This is a genomic window from Streptomyces sp. NPDC058534 (genome assembly GCF_042717365.1).
Taxonomy (GTDB): Bacteria; Actinomycetota; Actinomycetes; order Streptomycetales; family Streptomycetaceae; genus Streptomyces.
In genome coordinates, this window is sequence record NZ_JBHXNW010000079.1 from 23,807 (window position 1) to 41,939 (window position 18,133).

Consider the following 18,133-nt stretch of genomic DNA (forward strand, 5'->3'; position numbering starts at 1 on the left):
CGGTGACCGGTTACGACCCGCGGGGGAAGGCGAACCGGGCGCTGTTGGTCGGAGTGTCCGAGTACGACAACACGGCGCCGCCGGACGGCGTGCCCGGCGACCTTCCGGCGGTCGAACACAACCTGAACCGGCTGGAGGAGGCGCTGCGGCACGGCGGTGTGTTCGGTGAGGGGGAGGTCAAGGTGTGCCGCTCTCCCGACCAGGGCACCTTCGACCAGGAGCTGTGGAAGGCCGCCAATGAGGCCGACGGCGTCCTGCTGCTGTACTTCGCCGGGCACGGGGCGATCCCGAACGCGGGCGACGAGCTGTTCCTGCAGATGCGCACAGCACGGGTGGTCGCGGGCGAGCACGCGGTCTTCCCGGGCGCGGTGCTGTTCAGCCTCGCGCAGGCGATGCTCGCCGCCAGTCCGGCCCGGCGGATCGTGGTCGTCCTCGACTGCTGCTTCGCCGGCAACGCCGCCTGGGTCCGCCCGGAGACCCCCGACAAACGGCGGCTGCTGCTGATGAGCGTGCAGCCCAATCACCGCACCGACGCGGGCGATCCCGACACCCCGACACCGTTCACCGCCAAGCTGGTGAAGCTGTTGGAAGCGGGCGGCGACGTCTCGTTCCGCGCTCTCGTGGACGACCTGCGGGCTCAGATGTCCGCCGCGGGTCACCGGACGGTGCGGGGTGACGCCTGGGAGCCGGAGAGCCGCGCCGAGCCCGGGATGGACGTGCTCCTCGCCGCCGGGGCAGGGGGGTCCGGAGGCCCGCCCGCGCCTGACCCCGAGCCACGGCCCGTACCTCCGCCTGAACCTCTTCCCGTCCCGGAACCCGGGCACCTCCCCGCCTCCGACCCCGGGCACCTCCCCGTCTCCGACCCCGGGCACCTCCCCGCCTCCGACCCCGGGCACCTCCCCGTCCCGGAACCCGGGCACCTCCCCGTCCCGGAACCCGGGCACCTCCCCGTCCCGGAACCCGGGCACCTCCCCGCCTCCGACCCCGGGTTACGGCCCGTCGCTGACCCTGAGCCAGGGCCCGTACCCGGCCCCGGGCCCGTCCGCCGGGTTGGGGCGGCTCTGGGCGGGTGGTTGGGCGGGGTGGGCGCAGCCGGGGTCGCGCTGGGCCGTCGTAGGCGGGACGCGGGGATCGGCGCAGCCGGGGTCGCGCTGGGCCGTCGTAGGCGGGACGCGGGGATCGGGGAGGACCGGGACGGCGACGGGAACGCCGGTGGGCAGGCGGGCGGCGCGGAAGACGAGGCCGGAGCGAGGCGGGGCGGGCGGGCGCGGCGGCTGGTCGCCGGGGGCGTCGTACTCCTGGTCCTGGTCGTCGCCGCGCTCGGTGTCGGGGGCTACCGCCACTTCGTTGCGACCGGCGGCCCCTCCTCCTGCGCCCCGCCCCTGGAGCTGCGGGTGCTCACCGACCCCGACCTGGAGCCGACGGTCCGGGCAGCCGCCGACGCGTATCTGACGTCGGAGGCGAACACCACCGGCGACGGCTGCCGGCGCAGCGGCATCACCGTCTACAGCGCGGGGGCCGCCGACACGGTCACCGCCCTGCGCAAGCAGACCGGCGCCTGGCAGGAACCCCGCGAGGCCGACACCAACCCGCAGCGCGACGTCGGTCCGCAGCCCGACGTCTGGATACCCGGCTCCCCCGCCGACGCCGCCCGGGTCGTCGCCGGGCAGGACACCGACGCCGTGGCCGAACTGGACCCCGACAAGGAGCCCTTCGCGTACTCCCCGGTCGTGCTCGCCGTCCCGCAGGACAGAGCCGTCGACGAACTCGACGGCCGCACCGGCCCCCCGCTCACCCGGATGATCGACGCCCTGCGCGCCCGGCACCCGGACGGCGCGGTGCGCCGCCCCGACCCGGAGTTCACCGACACCGGACTGCTGGCCACGATCGCCCTGTACGGCACCCCGGACGCGGCCGGCACCAGTGACCCCCGCCGCGCCGAGGACCGGGTCGCCCAGCCCGGCCCGCCCGCCCCGACCGCCGCCGAGCTGCTGTGCGCGCTGCCCGACGACGACGGCGTCGACAACCGCACCGCGGCCCTCGTCCCCGAGTTCCTCCTGAAGAGCGGCGTCGGCTGCGACAGCGCCCGCCGCACCCCGCGCATGGCCCAGTACCCGGGTGACGTTCCGGGTCTGGAGCCGCTCTTCGTCCGCGTCCGCTGGCAGGGCGCCGACCGCGACGAGGCCGACCGCGACCGCGAGGCGGACGCCTTCCGGGAGTGGCTCACCGGCGAGGGCGGCCGGGCGGCCTTCGCCCGGGACGGCTTCCGCTCGGCCACCGGCAACCGGGCCCTGCTGGACCCCACCGAGGTCGCCGACGGGGTGCTGAGGGCACCGTCGCCGCTGACCGAGTCCGCCGGACGGGACGCGATGGAGGCGTCGTTGGAGGGCTACCGGGGTGCGAACGGGCCTGGCCGCGTGCTGTTCCTGCTCGACAGTTCCGGCTCGATGGCGGGCCAGTGGGAGGGGCCCAGTGGTGGGCCAGGGCTGCTGAAACAGTCGTTGGGCGGGCTCGGCGAGCGGGACGAGTACGCCGTGTGGGCGGTGTCGGACGCGGGTGAGGACACGTACGACACTCTGCTGCCCTTCGGCCCGCACACCCGCAAGGACGCCGAGCGCGCCATCGACCGCGAGGCCGAGGTCCGGGACGCCGAGGCGGACCCGCTCGGGGCGCTGCGGGCCGCGCTCGACGCCATGGAGGTGCGGGACGCCGACGACGAGCGCCCCGGCCTGATCGTCTTCGTCACCGACGACGAGGACGCGGACCGGCTCGCCGGCGACGGCTTCGGCAACCTCCTGGACGTCGCGCGCGCGAGGGGGCTGCCGGTCGCGATGGTCTCCCTGAAGGGCGGCGGCTGTGACGCGGGCAAGCCGGACGCCCGGATCTCGGAGGCCGGCGGCGGCCGCTGCCTGGACGCCGACGACGATCTCGGCGCGGCCCTGCACGACGAGGTCGCGCGCACCGGAACGGGGGAGGCGTGATGCGTGGAGCACTGCTCCGACGACAGTCCCGGCGACGGCTGGCCGTGCTGCTGGCCCCACTGTGCCTGCTCCTGCCGACCGCGTGCAGCGGCGGCAACGGGAGCGGGCCCACGGCGCCGCCCTCCGCCGACGTGCCCGGCGACATCGTGGTCGCCAGCGGCCGGGACGTCACCGGCAAGAACGGCGTCCGCCAGCGGCTCATCGACGCCTGGAACGCCGAGCAGGAGAAGGCCGGCACCGGCTACCGGGCCCGACTGGTCGAACTCCCCGGCAACGCCGACGAACAGCGCAGCCAACTGCTCGGCGCGCTCCAGTCCGGCAGCGCCGCCTACGACGTGGTCAACCTCGACGTCACCTGGGTCCCGGAGTTCGCCGCCGCGGACCTGATCAGCCCACTGCCCGAGTCGCTGCTCGACGACGACGTCATCGCACCCGTCGCGAGCACCGCCCGCTGGGACGGCGACGTGTACGCCGCTCCTTTCAACAGCGACGTAGGCCTGCTGTACTACCGCCGCGACCACCTGAGCCAGGCGGACATCGAGCAGACCGACCTGACGGGCGGCCTGGACTGGCCCGAGCTGAAGACGCTGATCAACGCCGTCGGCGACCACAAGCCCGACGGCTACGACAAGGGCTGGACGACCCAGCTCGCCGCGTACGAGGGACGGACGGTCAACGCCGTGGAGGCGTTCGCGTCGGCCGTACCGGACCTCACGCTCACGGACGAGGACGGCCACTACGACGCCACCGTCGAGGAGCTGACCGAGGGCATCACCGAGCTGCGCCGCCGCACCGAGGCCTCGTACGTGCTCCCGGACGCCTTCCACTCCGACGAGGCGGCTTCCCTCGGTGACTTCGCCGCCGGCCGCACCACCTTCCTGCGCCACTGGCCGTACGTGTATCCCGCCCTGCACCAGTCGTTCCCCGACGACGACCGGCTCGGTGTGACCGCGTTGCCGGGCCGGGCCGTGCTCGGCGGCCAGAACCTCGCCGTGACCGCGGCGTCCCAGCGCAGGACCAAGGCGACCGACCTGATCAGGTACCTGACCGGCAAGGAGAGCGAACGCTGCCTGCTGGACGCCGGTTTCGCCGCGACGCGCACCTCCGCCTACACGGACGACGCCGTGACGTGCGCGGTGGGTGCCGCGACGCCCTCGGCGGCGCCGACCGGGGAGAGCGCCGATACCGTGCCCCGCGGCACGGCCGGCCGCCCGGAGTACGCCCGCGACATCCTGCTCCCCGCCCTCCAGGAGGCGGTGCACCGCCCCCGCACCCCGCTGTACGGCGCCTTCACTCAGACCTTCACCACCGAACTGGGCGCCCTCTTCGCCAACGACCCGCCGAGTGACACGGAACTGGCGCGACGACTGGACAAGGCCCTCAGACGCGCCCTGCCGGACTGACGGCCGCGCGAGACCGAGGTCCTCGGAGGAGCGAGGGCCCCAGCGGGGCGAGGACGCGAGCCGGGCTCATGGGCTGGCTGAGTCCATGTGGGGAGAGGACGTTGCGGAGGAACAGCGCAGGTCTGCCGTGCTGACGCCCACCACGGCGACGGCGCCATTGCGGCGCCCTGCATGCGTGGTCCCCCAGTCCGCGGCAACCGCCCTGCTGCAAAGGACCCCCCGCGTTGTCGGCCGCACGGGCCGCGCCGGCCAGTGGGCCGGCCGCCCGCTGTGCTGGAGCGTCTCTCCCCTCGCCTGGCCCCGACGGGCGGTGGCCGCCCGCCGGTCCCGGGCGGCCGGTCAGACCCGGGGATCAGACCCGGGGAGAGGCCTTGACCCCGTAGTGCTGTTCGCCGTCGCCGTCGTTGTTCCAGTCCAGCTTCCAGGCGCCGTCGCCGAGCGCGTAGCGGGAGATGGCGTGGCGGATGGTCGGGGTGGTGTAGGAACCGTCCCCGTCCTCCATCCGGCCTTCCATGCCGAAGGTCTTGTAGTAACGGATCGGGTCCGTCGCACCGGAGACGCTCTTCTTGAGGTAGACCCGGAACCTCGCCCCGTCGAAGGTCAGGTGCGGCGCGCTCCCGTGGGCGTCGGGCATGTCCCAGGACAGCTTGGCGTAGCTGTAGATGTAGCCACCGGAACGGTACGAGCACATCTTGGACTTCAGGATCCAGTTGTCGGGCCAGGGACCGGTGTACCCGCGGTCGTCCACGGACCGCGAGTAGTCGGTGCAGCTCGCCGCCATGGCCGGGGAGGCCATGACGACCGCCCCGCCCGCGAGCGTGCCGAGGCAGGTCGCGGTGACGGCAGCTCTGCGCAGGAAGACGCGCACGGAATTGCTCCTGTTCTCCGCACGAGGGTGCGGTGTGGCTGAGCCGGGCGGGACCATGGACGCCGACGAACCGTTTCGGCGCCGGTCTTCGCGTACGTCGCCCGGACTCCGGGATCGTAGGCACGCCGAGCGCCGCCCCGCCTTGTGCATCCGATGCCGACGGCTGTGCATGTGAGGCGTTCCGTCGGTGCCCCGCCCGCGTCGGGAGTCAGCCGCCCGCCGCCACCGGATCCGGCACCGCGGTCACCGGCACCTGTCCGGCGGCCACCAGCAGCCACAGCGCCTGGTAGGCCGCGGCTCCCTGGTCCCGCAACGGCAGCCTCAGCCGCGCGCCCGCGTCCGGCAGCCGGGCCGCGAGCGTGTTCCGGTGCATCCCGAGCGCCGCCGCCGTCGCCCCCGCACGGCAGTTGCACGCCAGCCAGGTGGCCAGCAGCCGCCGGTCCGAGGCGTGCTCCAGTGCCGTCAGTTCACGCGTCGCCCAGTCCACCACCGGCGCCTCCCGCAGCAGCGACCGCAGGTCCGGCGCCGCCCCCGGCGGGTGGTCCGGCGGTTCCGGCAGGTCCGAGAGCTGGAAGGCCAGGTCCGCCACCGCGCGGTGCGCGACCTCGCGATGGTCGAGCCCCATCGCCTCCAGGACCAGCCGGAGCCGCTTGTTGGCCGTGGTGCGGTCGACGCCGAGCAGCCGGCCGGCGCGCAGTGCCCCGAAAGACAGCGCCCGACGCGCGGTCGGTACGGCCTGGCTCCGCTGTTCCTCCGTCAGCCGCCGCAGCCCGCCGCGGACCTGGCGGGACCACGTGCGCGCCCGCGGGGGCAGAACGGCGAGGAGCGAGGAACCGCCGAAGTCCCGCACTATCCCCTCCGGGTCGCGCTCGGCGGCCGTCAGCGCACGCACCGCGGCCCCGTAGGCCGAGGCCGTCTGCGACCACGGCCGGGGCCCGGAGACACCCGCGAGTCGCCCGGGCGCCTGCCCCACCACCGGGCGCAGCACGGCCACGGGAGCCGTGCCGACCGTGTCGTGCGGAAGCACCACGATGACGTGCCGCGGGTCCGCCGGGCACATCACCACCAACCCCCCGCCGTCCACCGCCTCCTCGCAAGCGGAGGCCGCCCTCGTACGGTCATCACCGGGGGCGCACTGCACCACGGCCACCACCCCGCGCCCGGCGGACAGGACCTCGCCGACGCCGGCCTCGGCGGCGCCCAGTCCGGCCAGCGGTTCGGCGACGCGTACCGCGCCCTCCCAGTTGCCGAGCATCAGGTACTGCAGCACCGACACCCGGATGCCCCGCAGCGCGGTGCGCAGCACCTCCCGGTCCCGGTGGTACCGCGCCGCGGAGTCCAGCAGTGCCACCTGCCCCGCCGCGTGTCCCAGCAGTTGCCGCAGATGCGGCGGCCAGCCCTCGGCCCGGAGCGCGGCCAGCACCTGGTGCGGGCGGTCACGGCCCACCGCGTGCAGCACCAGTTCCTGCCCCTCGAACGGCACGACGGCCGTGCTCGCCCGCCCGGACCGGACCTGCTCCAGCGCCCGTGGCTGTACGGCGGCCAGCCGTTCCCAGTCCGCCTGGCCCGGCTCGACCAGCAGCACGGTGCCACCGGTGAGGGCGGCCACCTCCCGCAGCAGCCGCGCCGGGCCTTCCGCCTGCTCGAGCGAGCACGCGGAGAGCGTCAGCACACGCGCGGACGCCCGCGCGTACTCCCGCTCGACGCTCAGTTGCCGGCGCAGCACCCGGCGCAGCGTCTCGTGGGCGTCCCAGGAGCCCGCCGGTATCAGCACCGGCACCCCGGCCCGGGCGGCCTCCTCGGCCAGTCCGGGGGCAGGGGCCGGCACGGACGCCACCGCGACCACTCCCGAGCGGACGAGTTCCCGTAGCGCCGACCCGACGTCCCCTCGTTCCGCGCCGTCGGCGCCTTCGGGCAGCACGGCCAGCCCCGCCCGCACCCTGGGGGTGCCGGCCGGGAGGCGCCAGTGCGCATCACAGACGACCACCTCATCCACGAGCTGCGCCGTCGTCCCCGCCGCTGTCTCCGCGGCGGGTTCCGGAAATCGCAGCACCGGGTCGGGGCCGGCGGTCAGGTCGGGAACGATCAGCATGAGGGCTCGACGGTGGAGGGAACGGAGCGGGCGAGGGGCCCGAGGAACCCACGGATACTACCGTCCCGGCAAACTCGCACCACACGGCCTTGCCGGGATCCCGCTCCCCCACGCCCCACTTGTCCGCCAGTTCCGACACGAGCAGCAGCCCGCGCCCGCCCTCCCCGGGCTCCCGAACGTCCGCCTGCGGTACCGCCGGTACGCCGTCCCCGCTGTCGTGGACCTCCACGCGTACGCCGTCTCCGCAGGGCACCAGCCTCAGTAGGAAGCCCCGGCCGGGCGGTACGCCGTGCACCAGGGCGTTGGTCGCCAGTTCGCTGACGCACAGCAGCACGTCGTCCACGCGCCCGCGCACGCCCCACGCGGCAAGGGCCTCCCTCGCGAACGCCCTCGCGGCGGGGACGGACCGGCGCTCCCGACGGTAGAAGCGCTCGCGTGGGGACGGGGGTTGAGTTTCGGTGTTCACGTGACGAGGATCACGCTCCGTGGTCATGATGAGACAGTGCGCAGGGCCGTACGGCCGGTTTGTACGGGTGCGCGATGGTGGACGTACGGGCGTGGGTGGGGAGTTCGACCTCATGGGGACGACGACACGGAGGAACGCCTCCGCTATGAAGATGGTGGGGGCGCTGCTCGCCCTCTACCGGCAGGCCGCGGGCCACACCCAGCGGTCACTGGGCGAGCGCTTCGTCATCGGCGAGCAGCAGATCGCGTCGATCGAGCAGGGCAGGCGCCCACTGAAGCCGGATCTCGCCGAGCAACTCGACGAACTCCTTGAAACCAAGGGTGCGTTGTCGATCGCGCTGAGCAAGATGCCGGAGGTGGATCTGGTTCCGTTGTGGGCGGAGGAGTTCCTGGACAGGGAGAGGGAGGCCATCGTGATCTCTTCTTACGAGAACCAGGTGCTGCCCGGCCTGCTCCAGACGGAGGCGTACGCCTGGGCGGTGTTCCGCAGCCGCGTGCCGTTCTACGACGAAGACAAGATCGCCCAGTTGGCGACGGCGCGCATCGAGCGGCAGGGGATCCTGCACCGCAAGGAACCGCCGATCACCTGCTTCGTGGTCTGGGAGCCGGTCGTCCGGGCCCCGATCGGCGGGCGGGAGGTCTGGGCCGAGCAGCTCCGACACCTGCGCGCGTACACGGAACTGCCGGGGCTCATGTTTCAGGTTCTGCCCCAAGACCGTACGAGTCACGCAGGGCTCAACGGCCCGTTCGTGCTGCTGGAGACCCCCGAACATCAGCGCTTGGCCTACGCGGAGAACCAACGCGGCAGCCAACTGATCGCCGACCCGGGCGAGGTGGCGATCCTCACGCAGAAATGTGCCATGCTGCGATCACAGGCCCTCACGCCCGAGGACACGCGGGGTCTACTGGACCGTCTCCTGGGAGAGCAATGAGCAGCACCGCACTTCAGTGGTTCAAGTCGAGCTACAGCGGCGACGAAGGCGGCAACTGCCTGGAAGTCGCCTACGACTGGCGCAAGTCGAGCCACAGCGGCAGCGAAGGCGGCAACTGCGTCGAAGTGGCCACGCACCCCACCGCCATCCACATCCGCGACTCCAAAACGGCCCCCGCCGACACCACCCCGCACATCACCGTCGCGCCAACCGCCTGGACCGCATTCCTCGCATGGTGACGTCGGCCTTCCACAGGTCGAACTCCGCGTCGCGCGGGCCGTGCGCCACATAGGGCTTGCCCTCGCCGAACACCCGGACGGGATGCGTGGCGTCCCAGGCCGCCCAGCCCGGGTCGCCGGACTCCGCGAACCGGACCCAGGCCCCGTGCATCGCATCCGCCAACTCCTGCGGAGCACCTTCGCCCGCGAGTTTGCGGGAGTCGAGGAGGTCGCCGGAGTCGAAGACGAAGCCCAGTTCCAGGGCGTGGCAGGCGCCGAGGGCGGGCAGGCTGGACGGCCAGGCGAACTCGTAGACGTATGACGATCCGGGCCGCGCGTCGGCCACGCGGTGCAGCGGCACGCGGAGCAGGTGGTCGGTGACCAGCTGGCCGACGGCGTCGGCGGCACCGGCGTGCGCCGCGCGGTAGCCGCGTACGACCTCGTTGCCGCAGTGGCAGCGGGCGCGCGCACCCGCGAGGGCCACCGCGCCGAGCCGGTCGACGCGTTCGAGGAGGCCGCCGGGGACCAGCCAGAGCCGGTACTCGTCGCGGGTCCAGCCCATCATCAGGTCGACGTCGCGGGCCGCGTCGCCCTCGACGAGCGCGTCCAGCGGGTCGCGGGGCATGACGTCGCCGTCGACGACGATGCCGAAGGCGGGTCCGCCGAGTACGGGGCTGCTGAACCGGCCTCCTTCGGCCTGGGCGCGCAGCAACTGGCCCCGGTCGGCGGCGGCGAACGCCTCGGCGGTGGCGGGGATCCGGAGGCGGGCGGCCATCCGGCGGACCATGCGCCGTACCTTGTCGCGGTCGGCGGCCTCGGGCGCCCCGCTCTGGAGCACCGCGCGGCGGAACAGCCCCCGGGCCCGGGGCGCGGCGAGCAGGGCGCCGGTGCTGATGGCACCGGCGGACTGGCCGGCGACGGTGACCCGGTCGGGGTCGCCGCCGAAGGCCGCGATCGACGCCCGCACCCACTCCAGGGCGGCGATCTGGTCGCGCAGGCCGGCGTTGGCGGGGGCGTCCGGGAACAGGCCGTAGCCTTCGACGCCGAGTCGGTAGTTGACCGAGACGCAGACCACGCCGTCCCGGGCGAAGGTGGCACCGTTGTAGACCGGGACGGCGGAGGAGCCCCTGGTCAGGGCGCCGCCGTGCAGCCAGACCAGGACCGGCAGCCGGGCGCCGGGGCCGGGCTCGGGGGTCCAGACGTTGAGGTTGAGGCAGTCGTCGCCGGGGATCACCGGGTCGGAGAGGTACTGGGCGAAGGCCTCGGAGTACGGCGGTTTCGGCGCCGTGGGGCCGAAGGAGCCGGCGTCGCGCACCCCGTCCCAGGGGTCGGGCGGCACGGGCGGGCGGAACCGGCGGGGACCGAAGGGCGGTGCGGCGTACGGGATGCCGCGGAAGACGGCGACCCCGTCCTCGTACCGGCCGCGTACGGCCCCGTACACCGTGCTGACCACGGGGTTCGTCCGGTCTGCCGTCATCTGCCCACCAGCCCTTCGCCGCACTCTCGTACCGCTCATGGCACAGCGTTACCGCGACCCTGTCTATTCCGGACCGTCCGGTTCGGCGCCACTGGGGGACACTGGGGGACAATGGAAGCCACGCACGCCCGCACTGTGCCGCCGAGGAGGCCGTCGTGACCGTCGACCCTCATCGCTCCACTCAGACCTCACCCGTATGGATCGCCGAGGCCGGCGGCCGGCACGCCGTGCTGGCCTTCTCCGGCACCCTGGATTCCCACGCGCTCCAGGTCCTGGAGGAACTGCTCCTGGACCCGCGGCTGCGGGAGCCGACCGCCTGGACCCTGGAGATGAGCGGCCTGGACCACATCGACCTGGCGTCCGCCTACGCGCTGATGCGGGCGGTGACGCGGGCGTCCGAGCCGGTCAGCCTCACGGTCCGGGGCGCCCGCCCGGCCGTCCACCGGGTCCTGCGGCAGGCCGGGCTGGACACCGTGGTCACCTACACGGTGTGACCCGCGGGTCCGGGGTTCAGTTGGTGGTGACGGCCGCCACGGTCCCCATGGTCCTCTTCCCTCCGTCCACCCCGACTTGCCTGCTGGGAAAGTCAAGGGTAACTTTCCCGGCAGGAAAGTAAAACGTGGAAGGGGAGGCGGTGGCCGTGAGCACACCGGTGAACGCCGAACAGGCATGGCAGGACCTCCAGCGCATCCGGGTCCCGCAGGAGCGGGTGTACGACGAGGTCGAGCGGTCCGCGTCCGGCGGTCCCCGCGCGACGTACGCCACGGCCGCGCTCATGTGGCTCTTCCTGGCCGGTCTCGGCCTGGACCTGCCCCCGTGGGGCGTCGTACTCGCCGCCCTCGCGTACGTCGCCCTGCTGGGCTGGCTCGCGGTGGCCCACCACCGCAGGAGCCGGGTGCAGCTGCACCACTCCCGCTACGACTGGCGGACCCTGGCCACGTTCGCCGGGGGCGCGGTGGTGACGGGCGGGACGACGGTGCTGGCCGGCCGCCTGGTCGAGCCCCTGGCGCCGCTGGCCGGCAGCCTGGTCCAGGCGACGGCGTCGGCGGCCGTCTTCGTGCTGTTCGTCGGTCCGGCGACGCGCTGGTCGACCGGCGCGCTGCGCGGCCGGGGCGAGCGGGCGGCCCGCGTGGAGGCGGGCCGATGAGCGTCCCCAGCGGCTTCGACGAGCTGATCCACCCCGCCACCCGGCTGTCGGTGGTCGCCCTGCTCGCCGCCACCGAATGGGCGGACTTCGCGTTCGTCCGCGACAGCCTCTCGCTCAGCGACTCCGCGCTCTCCAAGCAGCTGCACACCCTGGAGGAGGCCGAGTACCTGGAGATCCGGAAGGAGGGTGCCGGCCGCAAGCGGCGCACCAAGGTGCGGCTGACGGACCGGGGCCGCACCGCCTTCGAGGGGCACGTGGCGGCGCTCCGGGCGATCGTCGAGGGCGCCGGGCCGCCGGAGGCGGCGGATCCGCAGGCACAGCACCCCGCGGAGGCGGCACGATGACCGGGCGGCCCACCCCCGTGGTCCAGGCACGCGCCCTGACCATGGCGTACGGCGACGTCGACATCCTGCACGGCGTCGACCTGGACGTGCACCGCGGCGAGGTCCTGGCCCTGCTCGGGCCCAACGGCGCCGGCAAGACCACCACCGTCGAGATCCTGGAGGGCTTCCGGCAGCGCTCCGGCGGAGAGGTCCGCGTGCTGGGCACCGATCCGGAGCGGGGCGACGACGCCTGGCGGGCCCGGATCGGGCTGGTCCTCCAGTCCTGGCGCGACCACCGCCGCTGGCGGGTCGCCGAACTGCTGACCCACTTCGCCACGTACTACGCCGACCCGCGCGATCCGGCCGAGCTGCTGGACCTGGTCGGCCTCGCCGAGCAGGCCGGCCGGCAGGTGGAGCGGCTGTCCGGCGGCCAGCGCCGGCGGCTGGACGTCGCGCTCGGCATCGTCGGCCGCCCCGAGCTGCTGTTCCTGGACGAGCCCACTACGGGCTTCGATCCCGAGGCCCGCCGCGAGTTCCACCTCCTGGTCGAACGGCTGGCCCGCGAGGAGGGCGTCACCGTCCTGCTCACCACGCACGACCTGGTCGAGGCCGAACGGCTCGCCGACCGGATCGCCATGCTGGTCGGCGGCCGGATCAGGGCCCACGGCACCCCCGCGGAACTGGCCCGGCGGGCCGCCGCGCGCGCCGAGGTCCGCTGGACGGCCGGTGACGGGACGCCCCGCCGCGAACGCACCGAGGACCCCTCACGGCTGGTCTGGGAGCTGCACCGGGACGCCGACGGCCCGATCGCCGGCCTGGAGGTCCGGCGTCCGACGCTGGAGGACACGTATCTGCACATGGTGCACCGGTCGGACGTCGGTATTACCGACCGTGCGGACGGTGCGGACGGTGCAGACGGAATCGCGGAGAGCGGGGCACGGGCCGCATGACGGAGACACACCTGGAGCGGGAGGGCGCGCGCCGCGCCGTCCGCGCCCCTTGGCGGGCCGGGCTCCTGCGCGGCGGCATCGAGCTGCGCCACCTCCTGCGCAACCCCAAGGAGATGTCCGGCCACCTCACCAACGTGGTGGTGGCCCTGGTCATCGCCGGATACGTCAGCGACGACGTGCCCGGGACCCAGACGCCGATGGCCCACCTGGTGCTCGCGGGCTTCGCCGCCTACCTGATGTTCCAGATCGGGCTGATCAACCTCCCGCAGATGCTGGTGACCGAACGGGAGGAGGGCGCCCTGCTGCGGCTGCGCGCGACGCCCGGCGGGATCCCGGCCTACCTGGTGGCCAAGTGCCTGCTGGTGGTCGTCACGACGGTCGCCACCCTGGCCGTGCTGCTGGGGCTCGCCGCCTTGCTGGTGGACGGGCCGCTGCCGCAGGGGCCGGGCGGCTGGGTGACGCTGCTGTGGGTCACCACGCTCGGGCTGCTCGCCGTCGTACCGCTGGGCGCGGCCATCGGCGCGGTGCTGCCCAACCCGCGCGAGGCACTGGCGTTGATCATGCTGCCCACGATGGCGCTGCTGGTCACCTCCGGCGCGGTGTTCCCGCTGACCTCGCTGCCCGTGCCGGTCCAGCAGGTGGCCTCGGTCTTCCCGCTCAAGTGGATGGCGCAGGGCCTGCGTTCGGCCCTGCTGCCGGACAGCGCGCGCGCCGCCGAGGCGGCCGGCTCCTGGGAACTGCCCATGGTCGCGCTCGTCCTGACCGCCTGGGCCGTCCTCGGCTTCCTCCTCGCCGTGCCCCTCCTGCGCCGCGCCGCCCGCCGCGAGTCCGGCTCCCGCCTGAGCGCGCGCCACCGCAAGGCCGAGCAGAGCGGCGCGCTGCCCGCGTCGGCGGGCTCGTAACAGGTCGGAGGGGCGTCGCCGGCCCAGCGCGGGCAGGTGTCACCGCGCACGTACTCGTCCTCTCCGCGACTCAGCCGCCCACGTCGACGTTGTTGTCGGGTGCCCCGTCGCCGACCGGGGGCAGGTCGCCGCGCTCCACCGGCGCGGTGGGCGCGGGTTCGGCGGAGGGCAGGAGGACGGTGGCTTCGGCGGCGTCGGGGCGGTGGGCGGCAAGGGCGGCGTCACGCAGCACGTCCCGCGGTACGGCATCCACTTCACCGGATACGCGCACGACGTGCCCCTCCTCGGGCATGGCGTACTCGTGGCGTCCGGCGCCGGTGCGGTACCAGGCGTCGCCGTCGCGCTCGCACCTCGTGCGCTCGCCCGGCATGTCGCCGACCGGCTGCTCGGGACAGGTGGTCTCGGTGATCGTTCCACGGTCGACAGAGAGGCGCAGGAGGGCGCCCGTCTCGCGGGAGACCCAAGTCGCGGAGAATCCGTCGTCTCCGAGGACGCCTACGGACTGCTGGGCCAGGTCGAACTCGGGCGCTTCGGTGACGTACACCAGCTCGGGTGCCACGCCCAGCGACTCCGCGCGGGCTTCGAGTTCACCCAGGCCGGGGGAACCGGAGGCGGAGCCCACCACAGGGTCGGCGTCCGCCGTCTCGGAACCGCAGGCGGTGAGCAGCAGCGGGGCCAGCAGCAGCACCGGCAGAACGCGCGTGGGACGAATCATGCGGCCATCCTGCCGCACAGGCGTTCCACAGCCGGACGCCCCCGCCGGACGGTCCGTCCTAGTACTCCAGCAGTACCGGAGTACTAGGCGCCGTGCGCCGCCGCGTCCTTGGTGAGCTGGACGGCCGAGAGCAGAGTGAGGCCGGGTGCCGCCTCGCGCAGGGTCTTGACGGCCCGCACGGAGTCGACGGGGCCCTCGTGCCCGGCCGCGGTGAGGCGTTCGTGGACCCAGCGGGCGCGCAGCTCCGCGTCGGAGGCCGCGGCGGCCCGCTCGGCGACGGCGGCGGCCGCCTCCAGTCCTGGCCGTTCCTCGGGCGTCGCCGTGGCGAGCGCCTGGCGGATGCCGTGGGCGATGACGTCGGCGTCGCGCAGGACGAGGACGTTGAGTTCCGGTGTCTTGTTCAGTCCGAACATGCGGTCATCGTCGATGCCGCGGCCCTTTCGGATCAAGTGGCTTGAGGAGTTCCTGAGCCAACCCGCCCGTGGACGCCCGTCACCGGCGCCGGTGTCCGAATTCTTCAAGACCCGCGCGGCGCGCCCTGCCTACGGTGGCGCCATGACCGCACGATTCAACGCCATCAGCCTCGTCGTCTCCGACATGTCCGCCTCCGTGGCCTTCTACCGCCGGCTCGGCTTCGCGTTCCCCGACGGCTGCGAGGGGCAGCCGCACGCGGAGGCCGAACTGCCGGGCGGCATCCGGCTGCTGCTCGACACCGAGGAGTCCGTCCAGTCCTTCATGCCCGGGTGGCAGCCGCCGGCCGGGGGCGGGCGCCATTCACTCGCCCTGCTGTGCGACACACCCGCCGAGGTCGACGCGCTCTACGCCGAACTGACCGCCGCCGGCTGCCACGGCGAGCAGAAGCCGTGGGACGCGGACTGGGGTCAGCGGTACGCCGTGCTGGGCGACCCCGACGGCCACGGTGTGGACCTGTTCGCGCCGCTAGCGGCCGCCGCCGAGTAGTTCGCCGGGGGTGAGGCCCGCCAGTTCCCGCACGTCCCGCGCCAGATGGGCCTGGTCCGCGAAGCCGGTCCGGGCGGCCGTCTCGGCCAGCGGCGTGCCGGCGCGGGCCAGGGCGAGGGCGCGTTGCAGGCGCAGTACCCGGGCCAGGGTCTTGGGGCCGTAGCCGAAGGCGGCCAGGGAGCGCCGGTGCAGCAGGCGGGCGCCGATGCCGAGTGCGTCGGCGGTGGCGGCGACCGGGCGGCCCGCGTCGAGGGCGGCGACGATCCGGCGCAGCAGCGGGTCGGGAGGCGGTGTTTCGGCCGCCCGGGACAGCGCGGCCTCCTCCAGGCCGCTCGCCGGATCGGCGGCCGCGTTCACCCGCGCGGCGAGCTGCCGGGCGCGGGCGGCCGGCCAGAGGTCGGTGAGGTCGACGCGCCGGTCGCGCAGCTCGCCGGCGGAGACGCCGAGGAGCGCGGGCGCGGTGCCGGGAGGGAAGCGGACGCCCACCCAGGGGGCCGGGCTGCCCTCGGTGACGTGGGCCCGGGTGTCGGGTCCGGCGACCAGGAGGCGGCCGTCGTGCCAGAGCAGGTCCATGCAGCCGTCGGGCAGGACCCGTCCCGGTTCCGGCCCGGCCGGGGTATTGGTCCACACCACCGCGCCGGTCAGCCGGGAGGCCCGTTCCGCGTACACGCGTGCCAGGTTACGCCGGTGCCCGGTACTCCTGCGGACTGACGCCGTACACCCGCTTGAAGGCGGTGGACAGGGCGAACGCACTGCCGTAGCCGACCTGGCGGGCGATCGCGCCGAGGGTGTCCTCGCTGTCCCGCAGCCGGTCGGCGGCGAGGGCGAGGCGCCAGCCGGTGAGGTACGCCATCGGGGGTTCGCCCACCAGGTCGGTGAAGCGCCGGGCCAGTGCGGCGCGGGACACCCCGGACTTCGCAGCGAGGGACGCCACCGTCCACGGGTGCGCGGGGTCGTCCTGGAGCAGCCGCAGCGCGGGTCCGACGACCGGGTCGCCCAGGGCCCGGTACCAGGCGGGCGCCTCGCCGGACGGACCGGCGAACCAGGCCCGCAGCGCGGCGATGACCAGCAGGTCGAGGAGGCGGTCCAGGACCACCTCCTGGCCCGGTTCGTCGCGCGCGACCTCCGTCATGAGCAGGGGAGTGAGCGGGTTGTCCCACGCGTCGGAGGTGAGGGACAGCAGCGGGGGCAGGGCGTCGAGGAGCCGCCCACCGATCTCGCCCCGCACCAGGTAGCTGCCGATCAGCAGCACCGCCGCGCCGTCGGGCCGGTCGCCCCAGGCGCGTACGCCGAGGTCCATCGAGCCGTTGAGGGGCCGCCCGTCCGGGTAACTGCACGCGCCGCCCGGCAGGATCACCGCCTGCGGGGCGGTGGCCGGGTCGTCGGCGCAGGTGTACGGCTCGGGCCCGCGGGCGACGGCGAGATCACCGGCCCGCAGCCGCACCCGCTCCCCCGCGTCCGGCACGACCCAGGCGTCCCCGCGGACCACGAGCATCACCGTCAGCGGCGCCCGGTCCTCGACCCGCACGGCCCACGGCGGATCGAAACAGGCCCGGATCATGAACGCCCCACGAGCCCGGGGCCCCTCCAGCAGACCGGCGAGTGCGTCCATGACCGGACAGCGTAGACGCACACGCATGCGGGCGAGCCGTTCGACGATGGGAAGGTGCGGCACCCGGCAGTTGACTGAGGTCATGACACAGACGAGCAGGCGAGAGAAGATGACGATCGTCGTGACGGGGGCCTCCGGGCGTACTGGACGGCGGGTGGCCGAGGCGGCGCGGGCGGCCGAGCATGCCGTGCGGGCGGCGTCCCGGGCGACCGGCTTCGACTGGTGGGACCGGTCGACCTGGGCGGACGTCCTGCGCGGCGCCGACGCGGCCTATCTGGTCCATCCCGCCGACGTCGGCGCCCCCGACGCCGCCGACACTGTCGGCGCGTTCGCCCGGGAGGCGGCCGGGCTCGGCGTACGGCGGCTGGTGCTGCTGTCGGCGCGGGGCGAGGAGCGGGCGCGGCCCGCCGAGGAGGCGCTGGCGGAGGCGGGGGCGCACTGGACGGTCGTGCGGTCCGCCTGGTTCGCGCAGAACTTCAGCGAGGGCCCGCTGGTCTCGGAGCTGCGCGAGCGCGGGGAACTGGTCTTCCCGGCCGGCGGGGTCTCGGAGCCGTTCGTGGACCTGCGGGACGTCGCGGACGTGGTGGTGGCGGCGCTGACCTCCGGTGACCGGTACGCCGGGCGGATACTGGAGGTCTCGGGGCCCCGGCTGCTGACCTTCGGGGAGGCGGTCGCGGAGATCGGGAAGGAGACGGGCCGCGCGCTGACGTACCGGGCGGTCTCGGCGCGGGAGTACGGCGAGAACCTGGCCGCCTTCGGCGTGCCGGAGGAGGAGGCCGCGTTCCTCGTGGAGCTGTTCGGCTCGCTGCTCGACGGCCGCAACGCCCATCTGTCGGACGGCGTCGAGGAGGTGCTGGGCCGCGCGCCGAGGGACTTCGGGGACTTCGTCCGCGAGGGCGCGGCGACGGGGACGTGGGACCCGGAGCAGTCCGGCGGGGCCTGAGGGCGCCTGCCCGCCGCGAGGGTCTTCAACTGTTGGGGCTTTCGCTTAAGCAGGCCGAGTATCGCTAATTATCAGATGTGTGGTTGATCGGCAGGGTTTCGGGCCAGGTTTCCTCCGATTGAATGCGTTTTCTGCTGATTCTGGT

Annotated in this window: 18 protein-coding genes and 1 pseudogene; 11 read left to right on the forward strand and 8 right to left on the reverse strand. The window is 74.1% G+C overall.

The window, feature by feature from the left end:
• The first annotated feature begins 2 nt into the window (after positions 1-2).
• Positions 3-2,981, forward strand: a complete 2,979-nt coding sequence (locus tag ACFWR9_RS34680; protein WP_383849367.1) for a substrate-binding domain-containing protein — start codon at positions 3-5, stop codon at positions 2,979-2,981.
• Positions 2,981-4,384 (forward strand): extracellular solute-binding protein, encoded by a 1,404-nt coding sequence (locus ACFWR9_RS34685; protein WP_383849370.1) that lies wholly within the window; start codon positions 2,981-2,983, stop codon positions 4,382-4,384. Before ACFWR9_RS34680 ends, ACFWR9_RS34685 begins: the two co-directional genes overlap by 1 nt.
• Before the next feature lie 352 nt (positions 4,385-4,736).
• Here ACFWR9_RS34685 and ACFWR9_RS34690 read toward each other — a convergent pair whose 3' ends face one another.
• The 3 genes and pseudogenes from ACFWR9_RS34690 to ACFWR9_RS34700 form a co-directional block, all read right to left on the reverse strand.
• A complete protein-coding gene (locus tag ACFWR9_RS34690; RefSeq protein ID WP_383849372.1) occupies positions 4,737-5,252 on the reverse strand; it encodes a hypothetical protein in 516 nt (171 codons plus the stop codon).
• A gap of 208 nt (positions 5,253-5,460) precedes the next feature.
• Positions 5,461-7,344: a helix-turn-helix domain-containing protein gene (locus tag ACFWR9_RS34695; RefSeq protein ID WP_383849375.1), complete on the reverse strand. Its 1,884-nt coding sequence runs from the start codon at positions 7,342-7,344 to the stop codon at positions 5,461-5,463.
• Between the two features lie 70 nt (positions 7,345-7,414).
• A pseudogene (locus ACFWR9_RS34700) lies at positions 7,415-7,837 on the reverse strand (ATP-binding protein); the annotation flags it as partial.
• A gap of 85 nt (positions 7,838-7,922) precedes the next feature.
• Between ACFWR9_RS34700 and ACFWR9_RS34705 the strand changes: the two are divergent.
• Both ACFWR9_RS34705 and ACFWR9_RS34710 read left to right on the forward strand, forming a co-directional pair.
• The gene (locus ACFWR9_RS34705) at positions 7,923-8,741 is read left to right on the forward strand and encodes a helix-turn-helix domain-containing protein (protein WP_383849377.1); all 819 of its coding nucleotides are present in this window, start codon (positions 7,923-7,925) and stop codon (positions 8,739-8,741) included.
• Positions 8,738-8,980: a DUF397 domain-containing protein gene (locus ACFWR9_RS34710; RefSeq protein WP_383849379.1), complete on the forward strand. Its 243-nt coding sequence runs from the start codon at positions 8,738-8,740 to the stop codon at positions 8,978-8,980. The genes ACFWR9_RS34705 and ACFWR9_RS34710 overlap by 4 nt, the downstream gene beginning before the upstream one ends.
• Here the strand turns inward: ACFWR9_RS34710 and ACFWR9_RS34715 are convergent.
• The gene (locus tag ACFWR9_RS34715; RefSeq protein ID WP_383849382.1) at positions 8,937-10,436 is read right to left on the reverse strand and encodes a carboxylesterase/lipase family protein; all 1,500 of its coding nucleotides are present in this window, start codon (positions 10,434-10,436) and stop codon (positions 8,937-8,939) included. The genes ACFWR9_RS34710 and ACFWR9_RS34715 overlap by 44 nt on opposite strands.
• Positions 10,437-10,591: 155 nt before the next feature.
• On the opposite strand from ACFWR9_RS34715, the gene ACFWR9_RS34720 reads away from it, so the two are divergent.
• The 5 genes from ACFWR9_RS34720 to ACFWR9_RS34740 all read left to right on the forward strand — a co-directional run bounded on the left by ACFWR9_RS34720 (position 10,592) and on the right by ACFWR9_RS34740 (position 13,758).
• Positions 10,592-10,930: an STAS domain-containing protein gene (locus ACFWR9_RS34720; RefSeq protein ID WP_383849384.1), complete on the forward strand. Its 339-nt coding sequence runs from the start codon at positions 10,592-10,594 to the stop codon at positions 10,928-10,930.
• A 146-nt stretch (positions 10,931-11,076) separates the two neighbouring features.
• On the forward strand, positions 11,077-11,583 hold the full coding sequence (locus ACFWR9_RS34725) for a hypothetical protein (protein WP_383849387.1): 507 nt from the start codon (positions 11,077-11,079) through the stop codon (positions 11,581-11,583).
• Complete coding sequence (locus ACFWR9_RS34730; protein WP_383849389.1) at positions 11,580-11,927, forward strand: transcriptional regulator; 348 nt, start codon at positions 11,580-11,582, stop codon at positions 11,925-11,927. The genes ACFWR9_RS34725 and ACFWR9_RS34730 overlap by 4 nt, the downstream gene beginning before the upstream one ends.
• Positions 11,924-12,856, forward strand: coding sequence for an ABC transporter ATP-binding protein (locus ACFWR9_RS34735; RefSeq protein ID WP_383849391.1), 933 nt, complete (start codon positions 11,924-11,926; stop codon positions 12,854-12,856). Before ACFWR9_RS34730 ends, ACFWR9_RS34735 begins: the two co-directional genes overlap by 4 nt.
• Positions 12,853-13,758, forward strand: coding sequence for an ABC transporter permease (locus tag ACFWR9_RS34740; protein WP_383849393.1), 906 nt, complete (start codon positions 12,853-12,855; stop codon positions 13,756-13,758). Before ACFWR9_RS34735 ends, ACFWR9_RS34740 begins: the two co-directional genes overlap by 4 nt.
• Positions 13,759-13,828: 70 nt before the next feature.
• Here ACFWR9_RS34740 and ACFWR9_RS34745 read toward each other — a convergent pair whose 3' ends face one another.
• On the reverse strand, positions 13,829-14,473 hold the full coding sequence (locus tag ACFWR9_RS34745) for a hypothetical protein (protein WP_383849396.1): 645 nt from the start codon (positions 14,471-14,473) through the stop codon (positions 13,829-13,831).
• An 83-nt stretch (positions 14,474-14,556) separates the two neighbouring features.
• Entirely contained in the window at positions 14,557-14,886 is a 330-nt protein-coding gene (locus ACFWR9_RS34750) for a hypothetical protein (RefSeq protein ID WP_383849399.1), read from the reverse strand.
• A 142-nt stretch (positions 14,887-15,028) separates the two neighbouring features.
• Here ACFWR9_RS34750 and ACFWR9_RS34755 point away from each other — a divergent pair, with 142 nt between their 5' ends.
• Positions 15,029-15,433 (forward strand): VOC family protein, encoded by a 405-nt coding sequence (locus ACFWR9_RS34755; protein ID WP_376347370.1) that lies wholly within the window; start codon positions 15,029-15,031, stop codon positions 15,431-15,433.
• On the opposite strand, the gene ACFWR9_RS34760 is transcribed toward ACFWR9_RS34755, so the two are convergent.
• A complete protein-coding gene (locus ACFWR9_RS34760; protein ID WP_383849402.1) occupies positions 15,413-16,102 on the reverse strand; it encodes a helix-turn-helix domain-containing protein in 690 nt (229 codons plus the stop codon). The two genes, ACFWR9_RS34755 and ACFWR9_RS34760, sit on opposite strands and share 21 nt — an antisense overlap.
• A gap of 10 nt (positions 16,103-16,112) precedes the next feature.
• Complete coding sequence (locus ACFWR9_RS34765; protein ID WP_383849404.1) at positions 16,113-17,045, reverse strand: AraC family transcriptional regulator; 933 nt, start codon at positions 17,043-17,045, stop codon at positions 16,113-16,115.
• 82 nt (positions 17,046-17,127) lie between these two features.
• Here ACFWR9_RS34765 and ACFWR9_RS34770 point away from each other — a divergent pair, with 82 nt between their 5' ends.
• On the forward strand, positions 17,128-17,988 hold the full coding sequence (locus tag ACFWR9_RS34770; protein ID WP_383849406.1) for an NmrA family transcriptional regulator: 861 nt from the start codon (positions 17,128-17,130) through the stop codon (positions 17,986-17,988).
• The last annotated feature ends 145 nt before the right edge of the window (positions 17,989-18,133 follow it).

Bases quoted from the DNA above. Each gene is read 5' to 3' on its own strand.
- ACFWR9_RS34685 (WP_383849370.1), top strand. From the start codon at position 2,981: ATGCGTGGAGCACTGCTCCGACGACAGTCCCGGCGACGGCTGGCCGTG.
- ACFWR9_RS34695 (WP_383849375.1), bottom strand. From the start codon at position 7,344: ATGCTGATCGTTCCCGACCTGACCGCCGGCCCCGACCCGGTGCTGCGA.
- ACFWR9_RS34705 (WP_383849377.1), top strand. From the start codon at position 7,923: ATGGGGACGACGACACGGAGGAACGCCTCCGCTATGAAGATGGTGGGG.
- ACFWR9_RS34710 (WP_383849379.1), top strand. From the start codon at position 8,738: ATGAGCAGCACCGCACTTCAGTGGTTCAAGTCGAGCTACAGCGGCGAC.
- ACFWR9_RS34715 (WP_383849382.1), bottom strand. From the start codon at position 10,436: ATGACGGCAGACCGGACGAACCCCGTGGTCAGCACGGTGTACGGGGCC.
- ACFWR9_RS34730 (WP_383849389.1), top strand. From the start codon at position 11,580: ATGAGCGTCCCCAGCGGCTTCGACGAGCTGATCCACCCCGCCACCCGG.
- ACFWR9_RS34735 (WP_383849391.1), top strand. From the start codon at position 11,924: ATGACCGGGCGGCCCACCCCCGTGGTCCAGGCACGCGCCCTGACCATG.
- ACFWR9_RS34740 (WP_383849393.1), top strand. From the start codon at position 12,853: ATGACGGAGACACACCTGGAGCGGGAGGGCGCGCGCCGCGCCGTCCGC.
- ACFWR9_RS34745 (WP_383849396.1), bottom strand. From the start codon at position 14,473: ATGATTCGTCCCACGCGCGTTCTGCCGGTGCTGCTGCTGGCCCCGCTG.
- ACFWR9_RS34750 (WP_383849399.1), bottom strand. From the start codon at position 14,886: ATGTTCGGACTGAACAAGACACCGGAACTCAACGTCCTCGTCCTGCGC.
- ACFWR9_RS34755 (WP_376347370.1), top strand. From the start codon at position 15,029: ATGACCGCACGATTCAACGCCATCAGCCTCGTCGTCTCCGACATGTCC.
- ACFWR9_RS34765 (WP_383849404.1), bottom strand. From the start codon at position 17,045: ATGGACGCACTCGCCGGTCTGCTGGAGGGGCCCCGGGCTCGTGGGGCG.
- ACFWR9_RS34770 (WP_383849406.1), top strand. From the start codon at position 17,128: ATGACACAGACGAGCAGGCGAGAGAAGATGACGATCGTCGTGACGGGG.